This window comes from Deinococcus alpinitundrae, assembly GCF_009982895.1.
In the GTDB taxonomy this organism is placed as follows: Bacteria; Deinococcota; Deinococci; order Deinococcales; family Deinococcaceae; genus Deinococcus; species Deinococcus alpinitundrae.
The window spans coordinates 16,564-34,726 of sequence record NZ_WXZL01000008.1 but is presented as its reverse complement, the minus strand read 5'-3'; the positions used below and the strand labels follow the sequence as shown (position 1 = coordinate 34,726).

The following is an 18,163-nucleotide window of genomic DNA, read 5'->3' as shown; positions in this document are numbered from 1 at the left end:
ACATCAGTCGACGAACAGCGTTTCGAGTACCTGATCCAGGAGGACATCCATGAAAAAACTTTCCAAGACCGCCCTGACCCTTTCACTGCTGACCCTGACGGGCCTGGCCGCCGCCCAGAGCGGCATTCGCGTGGGCATGGCCTACGACGCGGGCGGCAAGTTCGACAAGAGCTTCAACCAGTCGGCCTACGAAGGCTCGCAGCGCGCCGTCAAGACTGGCGGCGTGAGCGTCAAGGACTTCGAGCCGTCCGATCCCAGCCAGACGGTGCAGGGCATTCGCGGCTTTGCCCAGGACGGCTTTGACCTCACCGTCGCGGTGGGCTTTGCCAACAACGCCAGCCTCACCCAGGTCGCCAAGGAAAACCCCGATCTGGCCTTCGGTCTGGTCGATGACGTTTCCGACGCCAAGAATGTCCAGAGCATGACCTTCAAGGAAGAGGAGGGCAGCTACCTGGTGGGCTACCTGGCCGCGCTCAACAGCTCGACCGGCGTGCTCGGCTTCCTCGGCGGCATGGACATTCCGCTGATCCACAAGTTCGAGGCCGGGTACATCGCGGGCGCGAAGGCGGCCAATTCCAAGATTCAGATTATCAGCCAGTACGTGGGCACCACTCCCGACGCCTGGAACAACCCCGGCAAGGCCAAGGAAATCTCGGCCAGCATGAAGGCCAAGGGAGCGGACATCGTGTTCGCCGCTGCCGGAGCCTCGGGCAAGGGCCTGCAGGACTACGTCAAGCAGCAGCAGTGCCTCAAGGCCGCGCAGCTTCCCAAGGGTGTGACCTTCAAGACCGACAACTTCAAGAATGTGCCCAAGTCGGCCAGCTACACGGCAAGCTGCGCGGGCAGCACCCGCCCGATGTTCTTTATCGGCGTGGACAGCAACCAGAACTACCTGGGCGATTTCGACAGCAAGCCCGGCACCTTGAATCACGGCCTGACCAGCATGATGAAGCGGGTTGACAACGCCGTCTACACCCTGGTTCAGGATGTCAAGGCCGACAAGTTCAAGGGTGGCCAGCGCGTCTTCGGCCTCAAGGAAGGCGGCGTGGGCTACGCCATCGACCAGTACAACAAGGCCCTGATTCCCAGCTCGCAGGTCGCCAAGGTTGAGGCCATCAAGGCCAAGATCATCAGCGGCACGATCAAGGTGCCCAGCGACCGCTGATCGTAAGCTCTGGGGGCGACAAGCCTTACACTTTCCTTTAGACTGACGTTCAAGGCCCCGCACGTTTCCCGTGAACGTGCGGGCCTCTTTTGGCGATTTTGTGCTTTTGGTCCTGAGCAACCTTCACCCTTTGCGAGTACCTTGAAGCGGTGAACATTCCTTTTTTGAACAGCCTTTCCGAGCAGTCGGGCGCGGCGTTGCCCGCAGGCGTGAGCAAACCGACTTGGGTGGTCGTGGACATCGGCGGCGCGCTGCCTGCCCGCCAGCCGACGAATCCCATCGCGGCGCTCCTGAGCCGCAACGAGACGCTGGAATCGCTCTCGGCCAAATTCGAAAAGCTGAGCAAGGCCGAGTGGCTGCACGGCGTCTTGCTGCGTTTCGGCAACCTGGAGACCGATCTGGCCTCGGCCCACGCGCTGCGGGCCATGCTGCGCCGCTTGTCAGAAACCAAGCGCACGGTGAGTTACCTGCCGAGCGTCAACAAGGTCAGTTTGCTCGCCGCCTCAGGCGCGCAGGAGGTGGTGGCCCCCGAGTCGGCGGAGTTCATGCTGCACGGCTTCGGGGCTGAGATCACCTACCTGGGCGCGTTCCTGAAAAAGCACGGGGTCGATTTCGAGAACCTGCGGATCGGCGAATTCAAGAGCGCCCTGACCCGCTTCTCGCAAGACCACATGGACGAGGCGCAGCGCCTTCAGACCGCCGAGTTGCTGCGCGGCATGGAGGACGCCTGGGCGAGCGATCTGGCCGAGGCGCGCGGCGTCAGCGAGGCGGCGGTGCGGGCCTGGATCGGCGAGGGCGTCTCGAGCGCCGAGCGGGCGCTGGAACTCGGCCTGATCAGCAAAATCGCTTACGAGGACGAGCTGATCGGCCCGGCCACCCGGCCCCTGGCCGCCGTGGTCGAGCTGCTGATGCCCGCACGCAGCCAGCGCGGGGCGGGGCGCATCGCGCTGGTGCCGGTCGTCGGCAACATCGTCACCGGCAAGTCGCGCACCAACCCGCTGCCCATTCCGCTGCTGGGCGGCGCGATGGCCGGGTCCGACACGGTGGTGGCGGCCCTGCGCCGGGCCAAGGCCGACAAACAGACCAAAGCCATCGTGCTGTATGTCGATTCCGGCGGCGGCTCGGCGCTGGCTTCCGATCTGATCTGGCGCGAGGTGAAGACGTCCGAGAAACCCGTCGTGGCGGTGATGGGCAGTGTGGCGGCGTCGGGCGGCTACTACGTGCTGGCGGGGGCAGCGCACGTGATCGCTTCGCCCTATACCATCACTGGCAGCATCGGCGTGGTGACGGGCAAGCCGGTGTTCAAAGACTTCAATCAGCGCCAGGGCTTCACGCCCGAACGGGTCGAGCGCCAGGACAACGCCCTGATCTACAGCTCGTCGCAGCCGTTCAGCGACGCCGAGCGGAGCGAACTGGAGCGCGGCATCGCCGAGGTCTACCAGCGCTTCGTGGCGCGGGTGGCCGAGGGCCGCCGGCTCAGCACGGCGCAGGTCGACAGCCTGGGCCGCGGGCGGGTCTGGAGCGGGTCCGACGCCCTGACGGCGGGCCTCGTCGACGAACTCGGCGATGTGCACACCGCGTTGCAGCGCGCCTGCGAACTGGCCGGGTTGAGCTACGACGCGCCCGTCTGGACCGCTGGCCCGCCCAATCGGGGACCGCTGCCGGAGTTCGCCCAGCAGGCCGCCGCCGTGAGCCTGAAGCCGCCGTTCCTGAACGATCAGGCGCTGCTGTGGCTGGACCTCAACCTGACCCTGAAGTAACACGCGCGGGGGCCGGGACTTGCACTTTGCGGCCCCGTCACCCAGCATGGACTGTATGCCGACCAGTTACGCGGGCAACGATCAGCAGCGGGCCGCGTTGGGCGCATACATCAAGCTGTGGCGGGCAGCGCATCTGGTCGAGATGGAGGCCAACCGCCACCTTGCCGACTTTGATCTCACCATCAGCCAGTTCGGGGTGCTTGAAGCGCTCTACCATCTCGGCCCGATGAACCAGCGTCAGCTCGCCAGCAAGATTCTGCGCTCCAGCGGCAACCTGACCATGGTAATCGACAATCTGGAGCGGGCCGATCTGGTGCGGCGCGAGCGCAGCGAACAGGACCGCCGCGTCACCAACGTCTCGCTGACCGCAGGAGGTCACGGGCTGATCGCGCGCGTGCTGCCGCCACATGTAGACGGCGTGGTGAGCGTGTTCAGTGCGCTCAGTGAGGACGAGCTCGCCCAGCTCTCCAATCTGACCCGCAAACTGGGTCTGTCCCTCAGCGCGGCCGAAACCGACTGATTGCTCCGGACAGCCGCCCGTGACCTTCAGGGGTGACATTCATCACTGAAATTGTTCAATGTTAAGTGATTAAATATCGGCATGACCGATTCGACTTCTCCCGCTCCCGGCTTCTCGCCGGTCCAAGGCCTGCATCACCTCACCGTGATGGCCAGCGACCCGCAGCGCAACATCGACTTCTACAGCCAGACGCTGGGCCAGCGCCTCGTGAAGGTGACGGTCAATTTCGACGACCCCGGCACCTATCACCTGTACTACGGTGATTTGACCGGCAAGCCCGGCACGATCATGACCCACTTTCCCTGGCCCGGCGCGAAGCGCGGCGTGCGTGGCAACGGAGAAGTGGTGGCCGCCGCCTACAGCGCGCCCCGGCAGAGCCTGGACTTCTGGCGCTCACGGCTACGGCTGGCCGACTTCGGACCGCAGGAGAGCGTGCGTTTCGGCGACCGCGTGCTGCGCATCGCCGACCCGGACGGGACCTGGGTGGAGCTGATTTTCGACACGGACGACGCCGTTTCGCCGGTCGAAGCCTGGCCCCACTCCCCCATTCCTGTCGAGTACGCCCTGCGCGGCTTTCACTCGGTCACGGCCTGGGTGGGCCAGACGGCGGCGGTGGCCGAACTCCTGGTGGGGCACCTGGGCTTCAGCGAGGTGGGCAGCGAAGCCGACCCAGAAGGTCAGCGCACCCGATTTCAGGGCAGCGGCCAGAACGTCGGGCTGTTTGTGGACGCCGTGGAGCGCCCCGGCCAGCCACGCGGCAGCTTCGGCGCGGGCAGCGTGCATCACGTCGCCCTGCGGACCCGTGACGACGCCGAGCAGGCCGCTTATCTGGAAAGCCTGACGGCGGCGGCCTACCGGCCCACCCCGGTTCAGGACCGTCAGTACTTCCACAGCATCTACTTCCGCGAGCCGAACGGCGTGCTGTTTGAAATCGCCACCGACGCACCCGGCTTTCCCGACGACGAAGCGGTCGACGAACTCGGCCAGCACCTCAAGTTGCCCGAGTGGTATGAGGCGCAGCGCGACGCGATTGAGCGTCAGGTGCCGAAGATCGTCAGCCGCGAGTACGGCGTGACCATCGGGCAGCGTGAGTTGGCCGCCGCGCCGAATCCACAAGCGGCGCAGACGCAGCCTTCCATTTCGGTCATGACGGCCGGCCGGCCGCTGGGTGAGGGCCGCATGGCCGCCGTGCTGCTGCACGGGCGCGGCAGCACGGCGCAGGACATCCTGGGGCTGGAACCGCAGCTCAATCTCAGCGCCTACAGCTACCTCGCGCCGCAGGCCGAAGGCGGAAGCTGGTATCCGCAGTCGTTCCTGGCCCCCATCGAGCACAACCAGCCACAACTGGACAACGCCCTGACCACCATCGACGTGCTGATGGCCGAACTGGAGGAACGGGGTCTCAAACCCGAGCAGATCGTGCTGGGCGGCTTCTCGCAGGGCGCGTGCCTGGCGCTGGAATACGCGGCCAGACGCGGAGAGAAGCTGGGCGGCGTGCTGGCCTTTTCGGGCGCACTGATCACGCTGGAGCACGGCGGCGACCTCGCCGGAACGCCGGTGTTCATGGGCGTGGCCCCGGACGACGCGCACATTCCGCTGGAGCGCTTTGAGAAAAGTGTCGAGGTGCTGCGGAGGCTGGGTGCGAGCGTCGACGCCCAGGTGTATCCGGGACTGGGCCACAGCATCGACAAGGCCGAGCTGGACACGGCGCGCGAGCTGATGCGGCGGGCCGCAAGCCTGGGCTGATGGATTACTTCAGCTCGGCCGTCACCACCAGCGGCGTCGCGTCCGGCCCCTCGAAGCCCGGCGAGTAGACCCGCACAATGACCGCCAGCGCCGACTTGGAGCGGTAGGCCGTCTCCAGCCGATAGCCGCTGGCACACGCCCGCGAGGCGGGCAGGCGGGTGTCGCGCTGCAACTCGCGCCCGCCCAGGGTCAGCGCCAGGCCCAGCGTGGGCCGCTCCGAGACGCGGCACCCGGAGTGGAGCGGCAGGCTGACGAGGGTGAAGGTGCCCGCTTTCGTCAGGGTGCTGATGGGCGCGGTGCTGGGGTAGCCCGGCTGTAGCGCGGCGTTGAAGAGGCGCTGGCCCGGCATGGGCGCGGTCAGGCCGTAGCGCTTGAGCACCTTGAGCTGTCCACCACGCCAGGTCTTGACCAGGCTGGACAGTCTGGCTGCGCTCACCGTTTCCTGCTTCCAGGTGTGCTGCAGGCGGTAGGCCACCGCGTTGCGCCGGACATCGGTGATTTGCAGCGCCGCCGCCGCAAAGCCGCTGCCGTCCTGAATCCAGGCGGTCAGCAGCAGGTGGTAGTGGGCGTCGCGGCTGAAGCCCTGCTGGACGATGTGGGGAGAATCAGCGGCGTGGGCCAGGCCGCAGAGGGCCGCCAGCAACACGAGAAAGCGTTTCATACCTCAGGGTAAGCTGCCCGGCGCATTTTGCCACGCTCCGGCGTGCGCTAGACTGAAACCATGACCCGCTGCTGCACCCTGCGAATGCTGCGAATGCGCCCGTGCTAGCCGCTGCGGGGCGGTGGTGAGCGGGCTTTTTCCGAAGAGGGGAAAGGCCCGCTCTCTTTTGGGCGAAACGCACAGAAGCCTTCCCGCACCCTGCACCGCCTCCCTTCCACGGCCTACCCGCTATCCTGTTCACGCTACGCCTTCACGGGCCTCAGAAGGAGCGCTTCCATGTCCACAGCCAGAGAACCCTTTTACATCACCACGGCCATCGACTACGCCAACGGTGCGCCGCACATTGGGCACGTCTACGAGAAGATCCTGACCGACGCGATTGCGCGCTATCACCGCCTGGCCGGGTACGACGTGTACTTCGTGACCGGCACCGACGAGCACGGCGAGAAGATCAGCAAGGCCGCCGCCAAGGCCGGACAGACGCCGCAACGCTTCGTCGACGACCTGTCGCAGCGGGCCTTCAAGGGCCTGTGGGACCGGCTCAACATCAGTTACGACGACTTCATCCGCACCACCGAAACCAGACACAAGACGTATGTACAGGCTGTGTTGCAGCGCGTCTACGAGGCGGGCGACATCTACTTCGCCGAGTACGAGGGCCTGTATTCGGTGGGGGCCGAGCGTTACGTCACCGAGAAGGAACTGGTGGCCGGGCCGGACGGGGTCAAGCGCTTTCCCGGCGACAAGGACCCGCCGGAACTGCGGCGCGAGGCCAACTACTTCTTCAACATGGAGAAGTATCAGCCTTGGCTGCTGGAGCACATCCAGACGCACCCGGAGTTCATTCAGCCGAGCGGCTACCGCAACGAAGTCATCGAGATGCTGCGCGAACCCATCGGGCCGCTGAGTATTTCCAGGCCCAAGAGCCGGGTGCCGTGGGGCATCGAGCTGCCCTGGGACGCCGATCATGTGACCTACGTGTGGTTTGATGCCCTGCTGAACTACCTCTCGGCCCCCAGCAGCAAGGGCCGCCCGGAGCTGTTCGACCATGCCTGGCACGTCATCGGCAAGGACATCCTCAAACCGCACGCGGTGTTCTGGCCCACCATGCTGCGGGCGGCGGGCGTCGCTCCCTACCAGAAACTGGTCGTCCACGCGCACATCCTGGCCGAGGACGGACGCAAGATGGGCAAGTCGCTGGGCAACGCCATCGACCCCGAAGCGCTGGTGAGCGCGTACGGCGTGGACGCGGTACGCTACACCATTTTGCGCGAGGCGACCCTCAGCGCCGACAGCCCCTACGGCGAGGGCATCCTGATCAACCGCCAGAACGCCGACCTCGCCAACGACCTGGGCAATCTGCTCTCGCGCACCGTCAGCATGATTCAGAAGTACCGGGGCGGTGTGCTGCCCGCTGCCGGGGCACTCAATGACCGCGAGCAGGGCATCAGGGCGGCGGCGTTGGGCCTGCCGGAGCGGATCATGGGCCTGGTGCGCGACCTTAAGGTCAATATGGCGCTGGAAGCCGCGATGGAGTTCGTGCGCGACCTCAACCGCTACATCGCCGAGAGTGCCCCCTGGGCACTGGCGAAGAATCCGGGCGACGCCGGGAGGCTGGATACCGTGCTCTACACCGCTGCCGAGGGCCTGCGGGTGGCGAGCGTGGCACTGGAAGCGGCCATTCCCAGCAAGGCCCGCGAGCTCAGAATCCAGCTCGGACTAGGCGGCCAGAGCTACACCCTGACGCCCGCCTGGGGCCTGATCGCCGCCGGAACACAGATCCCGGGCGGGCCAGTGCTGTTTCCCAAACCAGAGCCGAAGGGCGAGCCCACTGACGCCGCGCCTCCCGCCCAAACCAAACCCCAGTCCGAAAAGCTCCAGCCAGAAAAAGAAAAGAAGGAGCAGCCCATGACCTCGGAAATGCCCACCAGGCCCGCCGCAGCTACGCCGGAGGCTGACTCAGACAACCTGATCAGCATCGACGACTTCGCCAAGATTGATCTCCGCATCGTGGAAGTCGTGGCGGCAGAGGCGGTGGCGAAGGCCGACAAGCTGCTCAAGCTGACGGTGAGGCTGGGCGATGAGGAGCGCACCGTCGTCAGCGGCATCCGCCAGTGGTTCGCGCCGGAAGACCTGGTGGGGCGCAAGGTGGTGCTGGTCGCCAATCTCAAGCCCGCCAAGCTACGCGGCATTCAGTCGCAGGGCATGATTCTGGCCGCTGAGGACGCCGAGGGCAAGCTGGACTTGCTGGGCACGGGGCTGGATTTGCCGAGCGGAACGAAGGTGAGGTAAATGGGTCACACTAAACAGCACACAGAGCCGGCCACTCTGCCGACTCTCTTTGTCATGGTCGGCCTGCCCGGCTCCGGAAAGACCACGCTCGCCAGGGCGCTAGAGCTTGAGCACCATGCCCTGCGCCTCACCAAGGACGATTGGATGATGCCTCTGTTCGGCTGGGGCGAATCCGGCGACAAACGAGAAGTGGTCGAAACCCTGCTGTGGACCCTGGGAGCGCGGGCCTTGAGCTTGGGCGTGAACGTGGTGCTGGATTACGGGTTGTGGGGACACTCGGAGCGCGAGGACTACAGCGCCAGAGCCAGAGCACTGGGAGCAAGAGTCGACTTCCGCTTTCTGGACGTGCCCCACGAAGAGCTGATGCGCCGGGTCGAGGCCCGCAATGGGCGGCTCGGCGTGGGCGACGTGCCGATCAGCGCGGCCCAACTGGAAGAGATGATCCCCAGGTTTCAGCGGCCCACCGAAGAAGAACGGGCAAGCTGGGAACGGCTCAGGTAGTACGGGTTCGGCCGGGTCCGTACGGCTTTAGAAAAACCGCGCCAGATCGCGCACCAGCACAAAGGCGGTGAGCAGCATCACCAGGCCGAAGCCCGCCGCCGTGACCACCTGTTCCTGGGCGAAGGTCAGCGGACGGCCCCGCAGCACGCCGACGATGACCAGCAAAATGCGCCCACCGTCGAGGCCCGGAATCGGCAGCAGATTGAAAAACCCGAGGCTGAGGTTGATGGCCGCCGCGATCCCCAGCAGCGTCCAGCCGCCTAGACTGGCCGCCTGAGACACGACCTGCACCGTGCCAACCGGCCCGACCACGCCCTCATCGGTCTTGAGGTTGAGGGTGAAGAAGCGGACGAACAGGTTCTTGAAGGCGTTGAGCACCTGCGGCACGGCACCCACCAGGGTTTTTCCGGCCTGCGAGGCGGCCTGAGGCAAGTTCAGCGGCGTGGTGCTGAGGCCAGGGCCGTAGGCGACCCCGAGCTTTTGCTGCACGCCGCCCACACTGGCCGTCCAGGTAAACGGTACCTGCACCAGCTGACCGGCCCGCTCCAGCGTCAGGGTGTGCGGCCCGCTGACAGCCAGCACCGAGGCCAGGCGCTGCCAGCCGGGTTTGACCTGCCCGGCGTCCTGGTAGGTTTCCGGCAGCGGCTGATTATCGATGGCGGTGATGGTGTCGCCCACCTTGAGGCCCAGCGCCTGCGCCCGCGAATCCGGCAGCACCTGCGAAATGCTGATCTGGGTATTGACGGGTGTGCTCAGGCCGTTGGCGTTCAAGGTGGCCGTAATGATCAGGAACGCCACCAGCAGGTTCATGACCGGCCCAGCCAGCAGCACCGCGACCTTGCCGGGTGCGCCCAGCGCCGCGAACCCGCGCGTGGGCGCGCGCACCGAGTCGCCCTCGATGTCGGGAGCCATGCCGTCGATCTCGACGTAGCCGCCGATCGGCAGCAGGCTCAAGCGCCATTCGGTGCCGCGCCACATCCGCCGCGCCAGGACTGGCCCCATGCCGATGGAAAACGAATTGACCTTGACGCCCTGCCTTCTGGCCAGCGCGTAGTGCGCCAGCTCGTGCAAAAAGGTGGCGACGGTGATGATCAGCAAAGTCCACAGCAGCCCGGCGGGGGTCAGCGCCGAAGCGATGCCTTGAAAAAAACTCATGGTGTTGTCCTCACAGTTTTACCTCAGTCCCAATCAGTTCGGTGGCCCGGCGCCGTGCCCAGGTGTCGGTTTGCGCCAGCGTGTCCCAGGTGAGTTGGCCGCCCGGCGCTTCGTCCAGCACGGTTTCCAGCACCCTGGCGATGCCCAGGAAACTGAGCTGGCCGTCCAGAAAAGCGTCCACCGCCACCTCGTCGGCGGCATTGAGGGCGGTGGGTGCGAGCTGGCCCGTTGCCCCGGCGCGGTAGGCCAGCCCCAGGCAGGGAAAGCGGGTCAGGTCAGGAGCGGAAAATTCCAGCTGGCCGGTCAGATCAAAGCCCAGATGCCCGGCGACCTCTCCCCTGCGCCGCGCGCCGCGCACGTCGCCGGGAAAGCGCATGCCGCTGGGCGCGGCGTCGATGGCGTAGGCAATCGACAGGCGCATGTCGGTGGGACCGAGCTGGGCCTTCAGGCTGCCGTCGCGGAAGCGCACCAGCGCGTGCACGATGCTCTGCGGATGCACCAGCACGCCGACTTGCGACACTGGCACGCCGTAGAGGCTGGCGGCCTCCATGACCTCCAGCCCCTTGTTGAAGAGGGTGGCCGAATCAATGGTGATCTTGCGGCCCATGCTCCACGAGGGATGCCTCAGCGCCTGCGTGGGGGTGATCTGGCTGAGATCAGCGGGGCCTTGCCGGAAGGGACCGCCCGAAGCGGTCAGAATCAGCTCGGCCACGTCGTCCAGATGTTCGCCGGTCAGCGCCTGATACACGCCGGTATGCTCGGAATCCACCGGCACGATGCGCCCGCCACCGCGCGCCGCCGCTTCCCAGATTAGATGGTGACTGATGACCATCGCCTCCTTGGTCGCCAACGCCACCGCCCGGCCCGCTTCCAGGGCGGCGCGAGTGGGCGCCAGACCCTTGAGGCCGCTCATAGCATTGACGCACACGTCGGCGTCCTGAACAGCGACCTCGGCAGGGTCGGCGATGACGCGGGCCAGCGAACCGAGACGTTCACGGGCTTCAGGCAGCACGCTTTGCTCCACGCTGACCAGCCGGGGACGAAACTCACGCACCTGGGCTTCAAGGAGGTCGAGGTTGCGGCCTGCCGCCAGAGCCGCCACCGTGTCGCCGCGCTCTCGAATGACGTCGAGCGTCTGGGTACCGATGGAGCCGGTGGAGCCGAGCAGGGTCAGGTACATTGCCGATCAGTCTGCCGCATTTGCGCGGGCAGGATGGGCGCATGCATGACGAAGCCAGTCGACCCAGATCGGCCCAGACGGTTTACCCTGAGGGCATGACGCCACTGCTGCTCGGCCACCGGGGCACGCCCCGCCTGCATCCCGAAAACTCGCTGATCGGCTTTCAGGCCGCGCTGGACGCCGGGCTGGACGGCATCGAAACCGATGTGCGGCGGCTGGGTGACGGCGGGCTGGTCATCTGCCACGATCCGCACCTCAAGGACGGCCGCAAGCTGGGCACACTCAGCCGCGCCGAGTTGCCCGACCACGTGCCGCTGCTGCCCGAGGTGCTGGCCTGGGCCGCCCAGACCGGGGCATACCTCAACATCGAGATCAAGCCCGAACTCGGCAAGGGTGACGGACGCGTCGAGGAAACCCTGGACCTTATTCGCGCCTACGGCCTGGCCAAGCAGGTCCTGGTCAGCTCGTTCAGCCCGCTACAACTACTGGCGGCCTTGCAGCACGCTCCGCAAATCGAGCGCGGGTTTCTGTACCACCGGCCCTACGTGATCGGCGGCTGCGCGCTGGTGCCGCCCATCGCCCGGCGGCTGAGGGTGGCCGCACTCCACCCACATTTCAGCCTCGTGACGCCGGAAGTCATGGACACCGCCCGGCAGGAAGGCTGGCGGGTCAACACCTGGACAGTCAATGACGCCGGGGAAGGTCGGCGGCTGTTGGACCTGGGCGTTTCTGCCCTGATCGGTGACGTGCCCGAGGTGCTGCTGGCGGCGCGCGACGAGCACTGAGCCGGATTACAGACACATAAAATAAGGCAGAGTCTGTAACGAATCCTAGAACAGCATAAACAGACAGCCGCTACTCTGAAAGGCCAGTCAAGACATTGGGCTGGCCTTTGTATTTGCTCAGTTGTGCCCAGACCAGAGTAAAGAAGTCAAGTATGCCTCAGTAACCATACAGAGAAAAGGGGAAGGATGAAGAGAATGATAGTGATGCTGGCGCTCGGCAGTGCCGCGCAGCTCGCCCAAGCTCAGACGACCATCGAGTTCTGGCACACCTTCGGCGACGCCAAGCGCGGCGGCTGGATTCAGGACCGCGCCGACGAGTTCAACAAGCTCCACCCCGATCTCAAGGTGGTGCCCGCCTTCAAGGGCGGCGACAATGAACTCATCTCCGCCACCATCCTCTCCGCCCGCCAGGGCAACCCCCCCGCCATCTCCCAGATCTTCGAGGGCGGCTCCCAGCTCGCCCTCGATTCCGGCGTCTTTCAACCGGTCAGCGCCATCAAGAACGTCGATTTCTCGGACTACATCAAGCCCGTCATCAACTTCTACACTATCGGCGGCAAGGTCAACAGCTTGCCGTTCAACAGCTCCTCGCCGGTGCTGTACTACAACAAGACTCTGATGAAAAAGGCCGGGCTCAATCCGCTCAGACCGCCCACCACCTTCGGGGCGCTCCTGAGCGACTGCAAGAAGATTCAGGCCGCCAACATCGGCGCGAGCTGCTTCGGGATGAGCATCAACGGCTGGTTCATCGAGAACTGGCTGGCCGAGCAGGGCCAGACCATCCTCAACAACGACAATGGCCGCAGCGGGCGGGCCACCACCAGCAACTTAGAGAGCGCCGCCGCCAAGACCATCTTCAATTTCTTCAAGACCTTGCAGGACAATAAGTATTACTCCTACACCGGCAAGCTGGAAGACTACGACGGCTCCGACGCCATCTTCAACAACCAGAAGGTGGTGTTTCACATCACCTCGACCTCCAAGATCGGCAACAATTCCGACGCGGCCAAGCGCGCGGGCTTCTCGCTGGGCGTGGCCCGGCTACCGATTCCCGACAACACCAAACGCAACGGCGTGGTGCTGGGTGGCGCAAGCTTGTGGATTGCCAAGAACCTGAGCAAGGAAAAGGCCGAGGGCGCACTCGATTTTGCCCTTTACATGACCAATACCAAGAACATGGCGTCGTGGCACCAGCTGACCGGCTATTACCCGGTGCGCCAGAGCAGCATCAATCTGCTCAAGGAGCAGGGCTGGTTTGCCAAAGCGCCGCTGCAACTCGTGGCGTTCAATCAGCAGACCGATACCGTGGCGAGTCCGGCGACGGCAGGTGCACTCAACGGTGCGGGACCGGAAACCCGCAAGATTACCGAGCAGGCGCTGCAAAAAGTACTCAACGGTACACCGGTCAACGACGCGCTGAGCGAGGCCAAGGCCCGCGCGGACGCCGCCCTGGCCGATTACAACGCCAACTTCAAGTAAGCACCGAGCACTCAGCATTGGGCTGACCTGGGCCAGACATCAACGGTGAACACCTAGCCTGCGGCGGTTGTGTCAGGATAAAGTGACTGACAATCACCTGACCTGCACTACCTACCCTCATCCGGGACTCACTCCGGGCGAAGGGGCAATTGGTCGCTGGCCGGGTGAGAAAGGAGCGATATGAAACGATTGATGTTGATGCTGGCCCTCGGCAGCGGGCTTCAGACGGCGGCAGCCCAGACGACCATTGAATTCTGGCACTCGTTCGGCGATGCCAAGCGCGGCGATTGGATCAAGGCCCGTGCCGACGAGTACAACAAAGCGCACCCCGGCGTGACGGTGGTCCCGAGCTACAAGGGCGCCTACAACGACTCACTCCAGGCCACCATTCTGGCCGCCCGCCAGAACAAGGCCCCGGCCCTGGTGCAGATCTTTGAGGTCGGCAGTCAGCTGGCGCTCGATTCGGGCATGTTCCAGCCGGTCAGCAGTGTCAAGGGCGTGGATTTCGGCGATTACATCAAGCCGGTCATCAATTACTACACCATCAACGGCAAGGTCAACAGCTTGCCGTTCAACAGCTCCTCGCCGGTGCTGTACTACAACAAGGACCTGATGACCAAGGCGGGCCTGAGTGCCGCCACCCCGCCCACGACCTTCGGCGGCGTACTGCGCGCCTGCGCCAAGATCAAGGTGGCGCTGCCCGACACCAAATGCATGAGCCTGGCGCTCTACGGCTGGTTCGTTGAGCAGTGGATGTCCGAGCAAAATGCCCTGCTGTTCAACAATAGCAACGGGCGCGCGGGCCGCGCCACCGCCACCACCCTCAACGGCGCGGCTGGCAAGAAGATTTTTCAGTTCTTCAAAGACCTCCAGGACAAGGGCTACCTCACCAACACCGGCAAGCTGGCCGACACCGACGGCACCAACGCCATCTTCAGCAACCAGCGCGCCGTCTTCACCATCAACAGCACCGCCGACCTGGGCAACCAGATCGCAGCGGCCAAGACGGCGGGCTTCCAGCTCGGCGTCAGCGTGCTCCCGATTCCCGACGGCACGGCGCGCAACGGCGTGGTCATCGGCGGCGCCTCGCTGTGGATTCCCAAAAACCTCAGCAAGCCCCAGGCCGAGGCCGCGCTCGACTTTGCCCTCTACATGACCAACACCAAGAACATGGCGGACTGGCACAAACTCACCGGCTACTACCCGGTGCGCAACACCAGCATCACGGCGCTGCGGGGCCAGGGCTGGTTTACCAGTTCGCCGCTCCAGATCACGGCCTTCAACCAGTTGCTGGCGACCAAGTCCAACCCCGCCAGCGCGGGCGCGCTCAACGGTGTGGCGATCCAGACCCGCACCCTGATGGAGCAGGGCCTTCAGAAGGTCACCGGCGGTCAGGGCGTGGACGCTGTACTGAGCGACACTGCCAACCAGATCAACGCGGCACTGACCGACTACAACAAGAACTTCAAGTAATCCTGAGCTGAACCGGGCACACCAGCTTCTCTCGCCAGACCCCCCGATTCGCTCCGGGGGGTTCTCCCCGTTCTCGCCCAGCTGCTCGCTTCACCGGAGGAACGCCCCTTGAGCTTGATCTCTCGCCGCCCCCGCCCGCCTGCCGCTGCCGCCGAGCCGCAGGAACGGGCCACCTTCAAAAGCCCGGTGCTGCCCTGGCTCTTCTTGCTGCCCACCTTCATCATTCTGGCCGTGTTCCTGTATTACCCAGCGGTGCGCACCCTGCGCCTGAGCTTATACCGCGCCAACATCATTCTGGGCAACGAAACCTTCGAGGGCCTGGGACAGTTCGCCGAGCTGCTGTCGAGCCCGGTCTACCACCAGGTCATCTTGCAGACGCTCATCTACTGCGCGCTGGTGGTGATGCTGGGGCTCCTGCTGGCGATGGGCCTGGCCTGGCTGGCCAGTCGCCCGATTGCCGGAGCCAAGTTCTACCGCCTGATGCTGATCTACCCCTACGCCCTGTCCCCGGCCATCGCGGGCACCATCTGGCTGTTCTTGTTCAACCCGGAAATCGGCGTCATCAACAACGTGCTGTCGTCGCTGATCGGGGTGCGCCCCCGTTGGCTCGACAACCCGCTGCTGGCCTTCGGGCTGGTGGTGCTGGCCGCCATCTGGAAGGGGCTGGGCTACAACGTGGTCTTTTATCTGGCGGCCATTCAGAACATTCCCGGCGAGGTCAGCGAGGCCGCCGCCATCGACGGCGCGACCGGCTGGCAGGCCTACTGGAAAGTGATTTTCCCGCTGCTCTCGCCGATGACGTTCTTTCTGGTGTTCACCAACCTGATCTACGCCCTCTTCGACAGCTTCGGCCTGGTCGATATCCTCACGCGTGGCGGCCCGGTCTACGGCCAGACCGGCATCACCACCTTCCTGATCTACCAGCTCTATGAGGACGGCTTTCGCAACTTCAAAACTGGCGTGGCCGCCGCTGAGGCCGTGCTGATGCTGATCATGGTGGGCGTCATCACCGTGATGCAGTTTCGTTACGGCAACCGGAGGGTTCACTATGGCGCGTAAAGCGGTTTCGGCGGCCCCAAGCTACGCCACTGCGCCGCGCCCGACCCGGGCCGGGCCCGCCCGCCATTTGTGGATTCACGTGGTGCTGATCATCGCCGTGCTGGTGATCGCCTCGCCGCTCTTGTTCGCGCTGATCAAGGCCACCCAGGCCAGCGACGTGGTGATCGGCCCCAGCCTGCTGCCCGGCACGCACTTTCTGGAGAACCTCGCCAGCGTCTGGAACGGCGCGCACCTGGGCCGCTACATGACCAACTCGCTGATCGTCACGGTCTGCGTCACGGTGGGCAAGACCATTCTGTCGCTGCTGGCCGCACTCGCCTTCGTGTACTTCCGCTTTCCGCTCAAGAGCCTGGCCTTCGCGCTGGTGCTGTTCACCCTGATGCTGCCCACCGAACTGCTGATCGTGGCGCTGTTCGACCTGATGTCCGGCACGCTGAAGTGGGCCGACTCCTACGCCGCCATCATCGTGCCGTTCCTGGCCTCGGCCACCGGCACCTTCCTGTTTCGCCAGCACTTTCTCAACATCCCCGCCAGCCTCGCGGACGCCGCGCGCATTGACGGCTGCGGCCCGATGACCTTCCTGAGCCGGGTGCTGATTCCCATGAGCTGGAACACCATCGGCGCGATGGCCGTCATTCAGTTCGTCTCGGCCTGGGACCAGTACCTGTGGCCGCTGGTAATCATGCAGTCCGACGACAAACAGGTGGTGCAGGTGGGGCTGCGCCGCCTGATCGACGCGGGCGGGCAGACCGACTGGGGCGCGGTGATGGCCGGGGCGATGATCACCCTGATTCCGCCCCTCCTGATCTTCACCTTGCTGCAAGAGCAGTTCAGTAAGGGCTTCGCGCTGGGGCAGGACAAGTAAAAAAACATCCCACCCCGGCCACAGAAAGCAGCCCACCCTCGAATGCGGTGGGCTGCTTTCTGTGGCAAACGTTCTAGAACACGTTGATATTCAGGAAGATGTACGTGATCGGCACCGCGAACAGCAAAGAATCCAGCCTATCCAGAATGCCGCCGTGACCGGGCAGGCTGTTGCCGCTGTCTTTCGCGCCCAGCGAGCGTTTGATCAGGCTCTCGCTGAGGTCGCCGAGCTGCGAGGCACTCGCCACCATCACGGCGTACAGGAAGGCGTCGGGCAGGCTCCAGATGTTGGCCAGCCGGGTCACCAGCACCACAATAAAGAAGCTGAACAGCAACCCCCCGAGCGCGCCCTCCACGGTCTTACCGGGGCTGACCTCGGGCGCGAGCTTGCGCTTGCCGAAAAAATAGCCGAAGAAATAACCGCCGATGTCAGCGGCAAAGGTAGCCAGCAGCGGCAGCGCGAAGAACAGCAGGCCGCCCTCCTCATCGGGGGTATAGCGCAGCATCAGCGCGTAGCCGAGCAACCAGGGAATGTAGAGCAGCCCGAAGAGGCTGTAGACGATGCGCTCGAGTGGCCGCTCGCCCGGCTGCGTCACTTCGGCGACCAGCAGGTAGCCCACCGCCACCGTCAGCACCACCTCGCGCCACGAACCGCCGACCCAGGGAGCAGACCAGCCGGGATAACTGGCGACCACGATGGCCGCGCCGAACAGGTAGAGGGCCGCGCGGCGCACGTCGATGTCGCGCCGGTCGACCATCCGCACGTACTCGCGCAGCGCCAGAAAACCGATGACCAGCAAGAAGGGCAGCAGCGTGGTCCAGCCGAAATACACCGCCAAGCACACCAGAGCAAAGCCCACCACCGACGTGGTGACGCGGGTGCTGAGCGACTCCATGCGCTTTGGCCCCGGTTGAGAACTGGGCGGCGCTAACGGCGGGCCGGACGGAAGGCTCACCCGAGGATGTCCTGCTCCTTGGCGCTCACCGTGTCATCCACCCGCTTGATGAACTCGTCGGTGAGCTTTTGTACATCGGCCTCGCCGCGCTTGATCTCGTCCTCGCCTACCCCGTCGACTTTCTTGAGGTCATCAAGAGCGTGCTTTCGCAGGCTGCGCACGGCCACCTTGGCGTCCTCGCCGTAGGTCCGGGCATTCTTGATCAGGTCCTTGCGGCGCTCCTCGGTGAGCATCGGCAAGCTGATGAAGATGGTGTCGCCCTTGTTGTTGGGGTTCAGGCCCAGGTCCGAATCGCGGATGGCCTTCTCGATCGGGTTGAGCGCGCCCCGGTCCCAGGGCGTGATGACCAGGGTGCGGGCGTCGGGCGTGCTGATGCTGGCCACCTGATCGATCGGCATGGTGGAGCCGTAGTAATCGACCTGCACCTTTTTGAGAATGCCGGGGTTGGCACGGCCCGTGCGCAGCACCGAGAGGCTCTGGTCGAGCGCCTCGATGGCCTTGAGCATCTTGCTGCGCGATTCGGTCTGAATTTGTTTCATGTCCATAACAATTGACTCCTTGGCGTGC

At 64.8% G+C, this 18,163-nt stretch carries 16 protein-coding genes; 11 read left to right on the top strand and 5 right to left on the bottom strand.

From position 1 onward, the window contains the following. Positions 1-49: 49 nt before the first annotated feature. The 4 genes from GUI70_RS09140 to GUI70_RS09125 all read left to right on the top strand — a co-directional run bounded on the left by GUI70_RS09140 (position 50) and on the right by GUI70_RS09125 (position 5,191). Entirely contained in the window at positions 50-1,165 is a 1,116-nt protein-coding gene (locus tag GUI70_RS09140) for a BMP family lipoprotein (protein WP_161882008.1), read from the top strand. Between the two features lie 149 nt (positions 1,166-1,314). Continuing rightward, positions 1,315-2,925, top strand: a complete 1,611-nt coding sequence (locus tag GUI70_RS09135) for a S49 family peptidase (RefSeq protein ID WP_161882007.1) — start codon at positions 1,315-1,317, stop codon at positions 2,923-2,925. Between the two features lie 55 nt (positions 2,926-2,980). Continuing rightward, on the top strand, positions 2,981-3,445 hold the full coding sequence (locus GUI70_RS09130; RefSeq protein ID WP_161882006.1) for a MarR family winged helix-turn-helix transcriptional regulator: 465 nt from the start codon (positions 2,981-2,983) through the stop codon (positions 3,443-3,445). Between the two features lie 81 nt (positions 3,446-3,526). Continuing rightward, positions 3,527-5,191: a VOC family protein gene (locus GUI70_RS09125; protein WP_161882005.1), complete on the top strand. Its 1,665-nt coding sequence runs from the start codon at positions 3,527-3,529 to the stop codon at positions 5,189-5,191. Between the two features lie 4 nt (positions 5,192-5,195). Here the strand turns inward: GUI70_RS09125 and GUI70_RS09120 are convergent, their stop codons facing one another. After that, positions 5,196-5,852 carry a DUF2259 domain-containing protein gene (locus GUI70_RS09120; protein ID WP_161882004.1) on the bottom strand — a complete coding sequence of 219 codons (657 nt, stop codon included), beginning with the start codon at positions 5,850-5,852 and terminating at the stop codon, positions 5,196-5,198. Between the two features lie 276 nt (positions 5,853-6,128). Between GUI70_RS09120 and metG the strand changes: the two genes are divergently transcribed. Further along, positions 6,129-8,144, top strand: coding sequence for a methionine--tRNA ligase (gene metG / locus GUI70_RS09115; RefSeq protein ID WP_161882003.1), 2,016 nt, complete (start codon positions 6,129-6,131; stop codon positions 8,142-8,144). Beyond that, on the top strand, positions 8,145-8,645 hold the full coding sequence (locus GUI70_RS09110) for a P-loop nucleotide/nucleoside kinase family protein (RefSeq protein WP_161882002.1): 501 nt from the start codon (positions 8,145-8,147) through the stop codon (positions 8,643-8,645). A 27-nt stretch (positions 8,646-8,672) separates the two neighbouring features. Here GUI70_RS09110 and GUI70_RS09105 read toward each other — a convergent pair whose 3' ends face one another. Together GUI70_RS09105 and dxr are read right to left on the bottom strand one after the other, a co-directional pair. Beyond that, positions 8,673-9,800 (bottom strand): M50 family metallopeptidase, encoded by a 1,128-nt coding sequence (locus GUI70_RS09105; protein ID WP_161882001.1) that lies wholly within the window; start codon positions 9,798-9,800, stop codon positions 8,673-8,675. Positions 9,801-9,810: 10 nt separating this feature from the next. Continuing rightward, positions 9,811-10,980, bottom strand: coding sequence for a 1-deoxy-D-xylulose-5-phosphate reductoisomerase (gene dxr / locus GUI70_RS09100; protein ID WP_161882000.1), 1,170 nt, complete (start codon positions 10,978-10,980; stop codon positions 9,811-9,813). Positions 10,981-11,075: 95 nt separating this feature from the next. On the opposite strand from dxr, the gene GUI70_RS09095 reads away from it, so the two are divergent. The 5 genes from GUI70_RS09095 (at position 11,076) to GUI70_RS09075 (ending at position 16,641) form a co-directional block, all read left to right on the top strand. Then, positions 11,076-11,765: a glycerophosphodiester phosphodiesterase gene (locus GUI70_RS09095; protein ID WP_161881999.1), complete on the top strand. Its 690-nt coding sequence runs from the start codon at positions 11,076-11,078 to the stop codon at positions 11,763-11,765. Positions 11,766-11,951: 186 nt separating this feature from the next. Further along, positions 11,952-13,244 carry an ABC transporter substrate-binding protein gene (locus GUI70_RS09090; RefSeq protein ID WP_161881998.1) on the top strand — a complete coding sequence of 431 codons (1,293 nt, stop codon included), beginning with the start codon at positions 11,952-11,954 and terminating at the stop codon, positions 13,242-13,244. 180 nt (positions 13,245-13,424) lie between these two features. Further along, the gene (locus GUI70_RS09085) at positions 13,425-14,717 is read left to right on the top strand and encodes an ABC transporter substrate-binding protein (RefSeq protein WP_237724801.1); all 1,293 of its coding nucleotides are present in this window, start codon (positions 13,425-13,427) and stop codon (positions 14,715-14,717) included. Between the two features lie 108 nt (positions 14,718-14,825). Next, positions 14,826-15,776: a carbohydrate ABC transporter permease gene (locus GUI70_RS09080; RefSeq protein ID WP_306468285.1), complete on the top strand. Its 951-nt coding sequence runs from the start codon at positions 14,826-14,828 to the stop codon at positions 15,774-15,776. Further along, positions 15,766-16,641, top strand: coding sequence for a carbohydrate ABC transporter permease (locus GUI70_RS09075; protein ID WP_161881997.1), 876 nt, complete (start codon positions 15,766-15,768; stop codon positions 16,639-16,641). The genes GUI70_RS09080 and GUI70_RS09075 overlap by 11 nt, the downstream gene beginning before the upstream one ends. A 73-nt stretch (positions 16,642-16,714) precedes the next feature. Here the strand turns inward: GUI70_RS09075 and GUI70_RS09070 are convergent, their stop codons facing one another. After that, the gene (locus GUI70_RS09070; RefSeq protein ID WP_161882142.1) at positions 16,715-17,536 is read right to left on the bottom strand and encodes a phosphatidate cytidylyltransferase; all 822 of its coding nucleotides are present in this window, start codon (positions 17,534-17,536) and stop codon (positions 16,715-16,717) included. 56 nt (positions 17,537-17,592) lie between these two features. Beyond that, on the bottom strand, positions 17,593-18,141 hold the full coding sequence (frr, locus tag GUI70_RS09065) for a ribosome recycling factor (protein ID WP_161881996.1): 549 nt from the start codon (positions 18,139-18,141) through the stop codon (positions 17,593-17,595). Between the last annotated feature and the right edge of the window lie 22 nt (positions 18,142-18,163).

Excerpts from the sequence above, each read along its gene's own strand:
- GUI70_RS09070 (WP_161882142.1), bottom strand. The coding sequence starts at position 17,536 with ATGGAGTCGCTCAGCACCCGCGTCACCACGTCGGTGGTGGGCTTTGCT.
- GUI70_RS09140 (WP_161882008.1), top strand. The coding sequence starts at position 50 with ATGAAAAAACTTTCCAAGACCGCCCTGACCCTTTCACTGCTGACCCTG.
- GUI70_RS09110 (WP_161882002.1), top strand. The coding sequence starts at position 8,145 with ATGGGTCACACTAAACAGCACACAGAGCCGGCCACTCTGCCGACTCTC.
- dxr (WP_161882000.1), bottom strand. The coding sequence starts at position 10,980 with ATGTACCTGACCCTGCTCGGCTCCACCGGCTCCATCGGTACCCAGACG.
- GUI70_RS09095 (WP_161881999.1), top strand. The coding sequence starts at position 11,076 with ATGACGCCACTGCTGCTCGGCCACCGGGGCACGCCCCGCCTGCATCCC.
- GUI70_RS09130 (WP_161882006.1), top strand. The coding sequence starts at position 2,981 with ATGCCGACCAGTTACGCGGGCAACGATCAGCAGCGGGCCGCGTTGGGC.
- metG (WP_161882003.1), top strand. The coding sequence starts at position 6,129 with ATGTCCACAGCCAGAGAACCCTTTTACATCACCACGGCCATCGACTAC.
- GUI70_RS09090 (WP_161881998.1), top strand. The coding sequence starts at position 11,952 with ATGAAGAGAATGATAGTGATGCTGGCGCTCGGCAGTGCCGCGCAGCTC.
- GUI70_RS09085 (WP_237724801.1), top strand. The coding sequence starts at position 13,425 with ATGAAACGATTGATGTTGATGCTGGCCCTCGGCAGCGGGCTTCAGACG.
- GUI70_RS09105 (WP_161882001.1), bottom strand. The coding sequence starts at position 9,800 with ATGAGTTTTTTTCAAGGCATCGCTTCGGCGCTGACCCCCGCCGGGCTG.
- GUI70_RS09125 (WP_161882005.1), top strand. The coding sequence starts at position 3,527 with ATGACCGATTCGACTTCTCCCGCTCCCGGCTTCTCGCCGGTCCAAGGC.
- frr (WP_161881996.1), bottom strand. The coding sequence starts at position 18,141 with ATGGACATGAAACAAATTCAGACCGAATCGCGCAGCAAGATGCTCAAG.
- GUI70_RS09120 (WP_161882004.1), bottom strand. The coding sequence starts at position 5,852 with ATGAAACGCTTTCTCGTGTTGCTGGCGGCCCTCTGCGGCCTGGCCCAC.
- GUI70_RS09075 (WP_161881997.1), top strand. The coding sequence starts at position 15,766 with ATGGCGCGTAAAGCGGTTTCGGCGGCCCCAAGCTACGCCACTGCGCCG.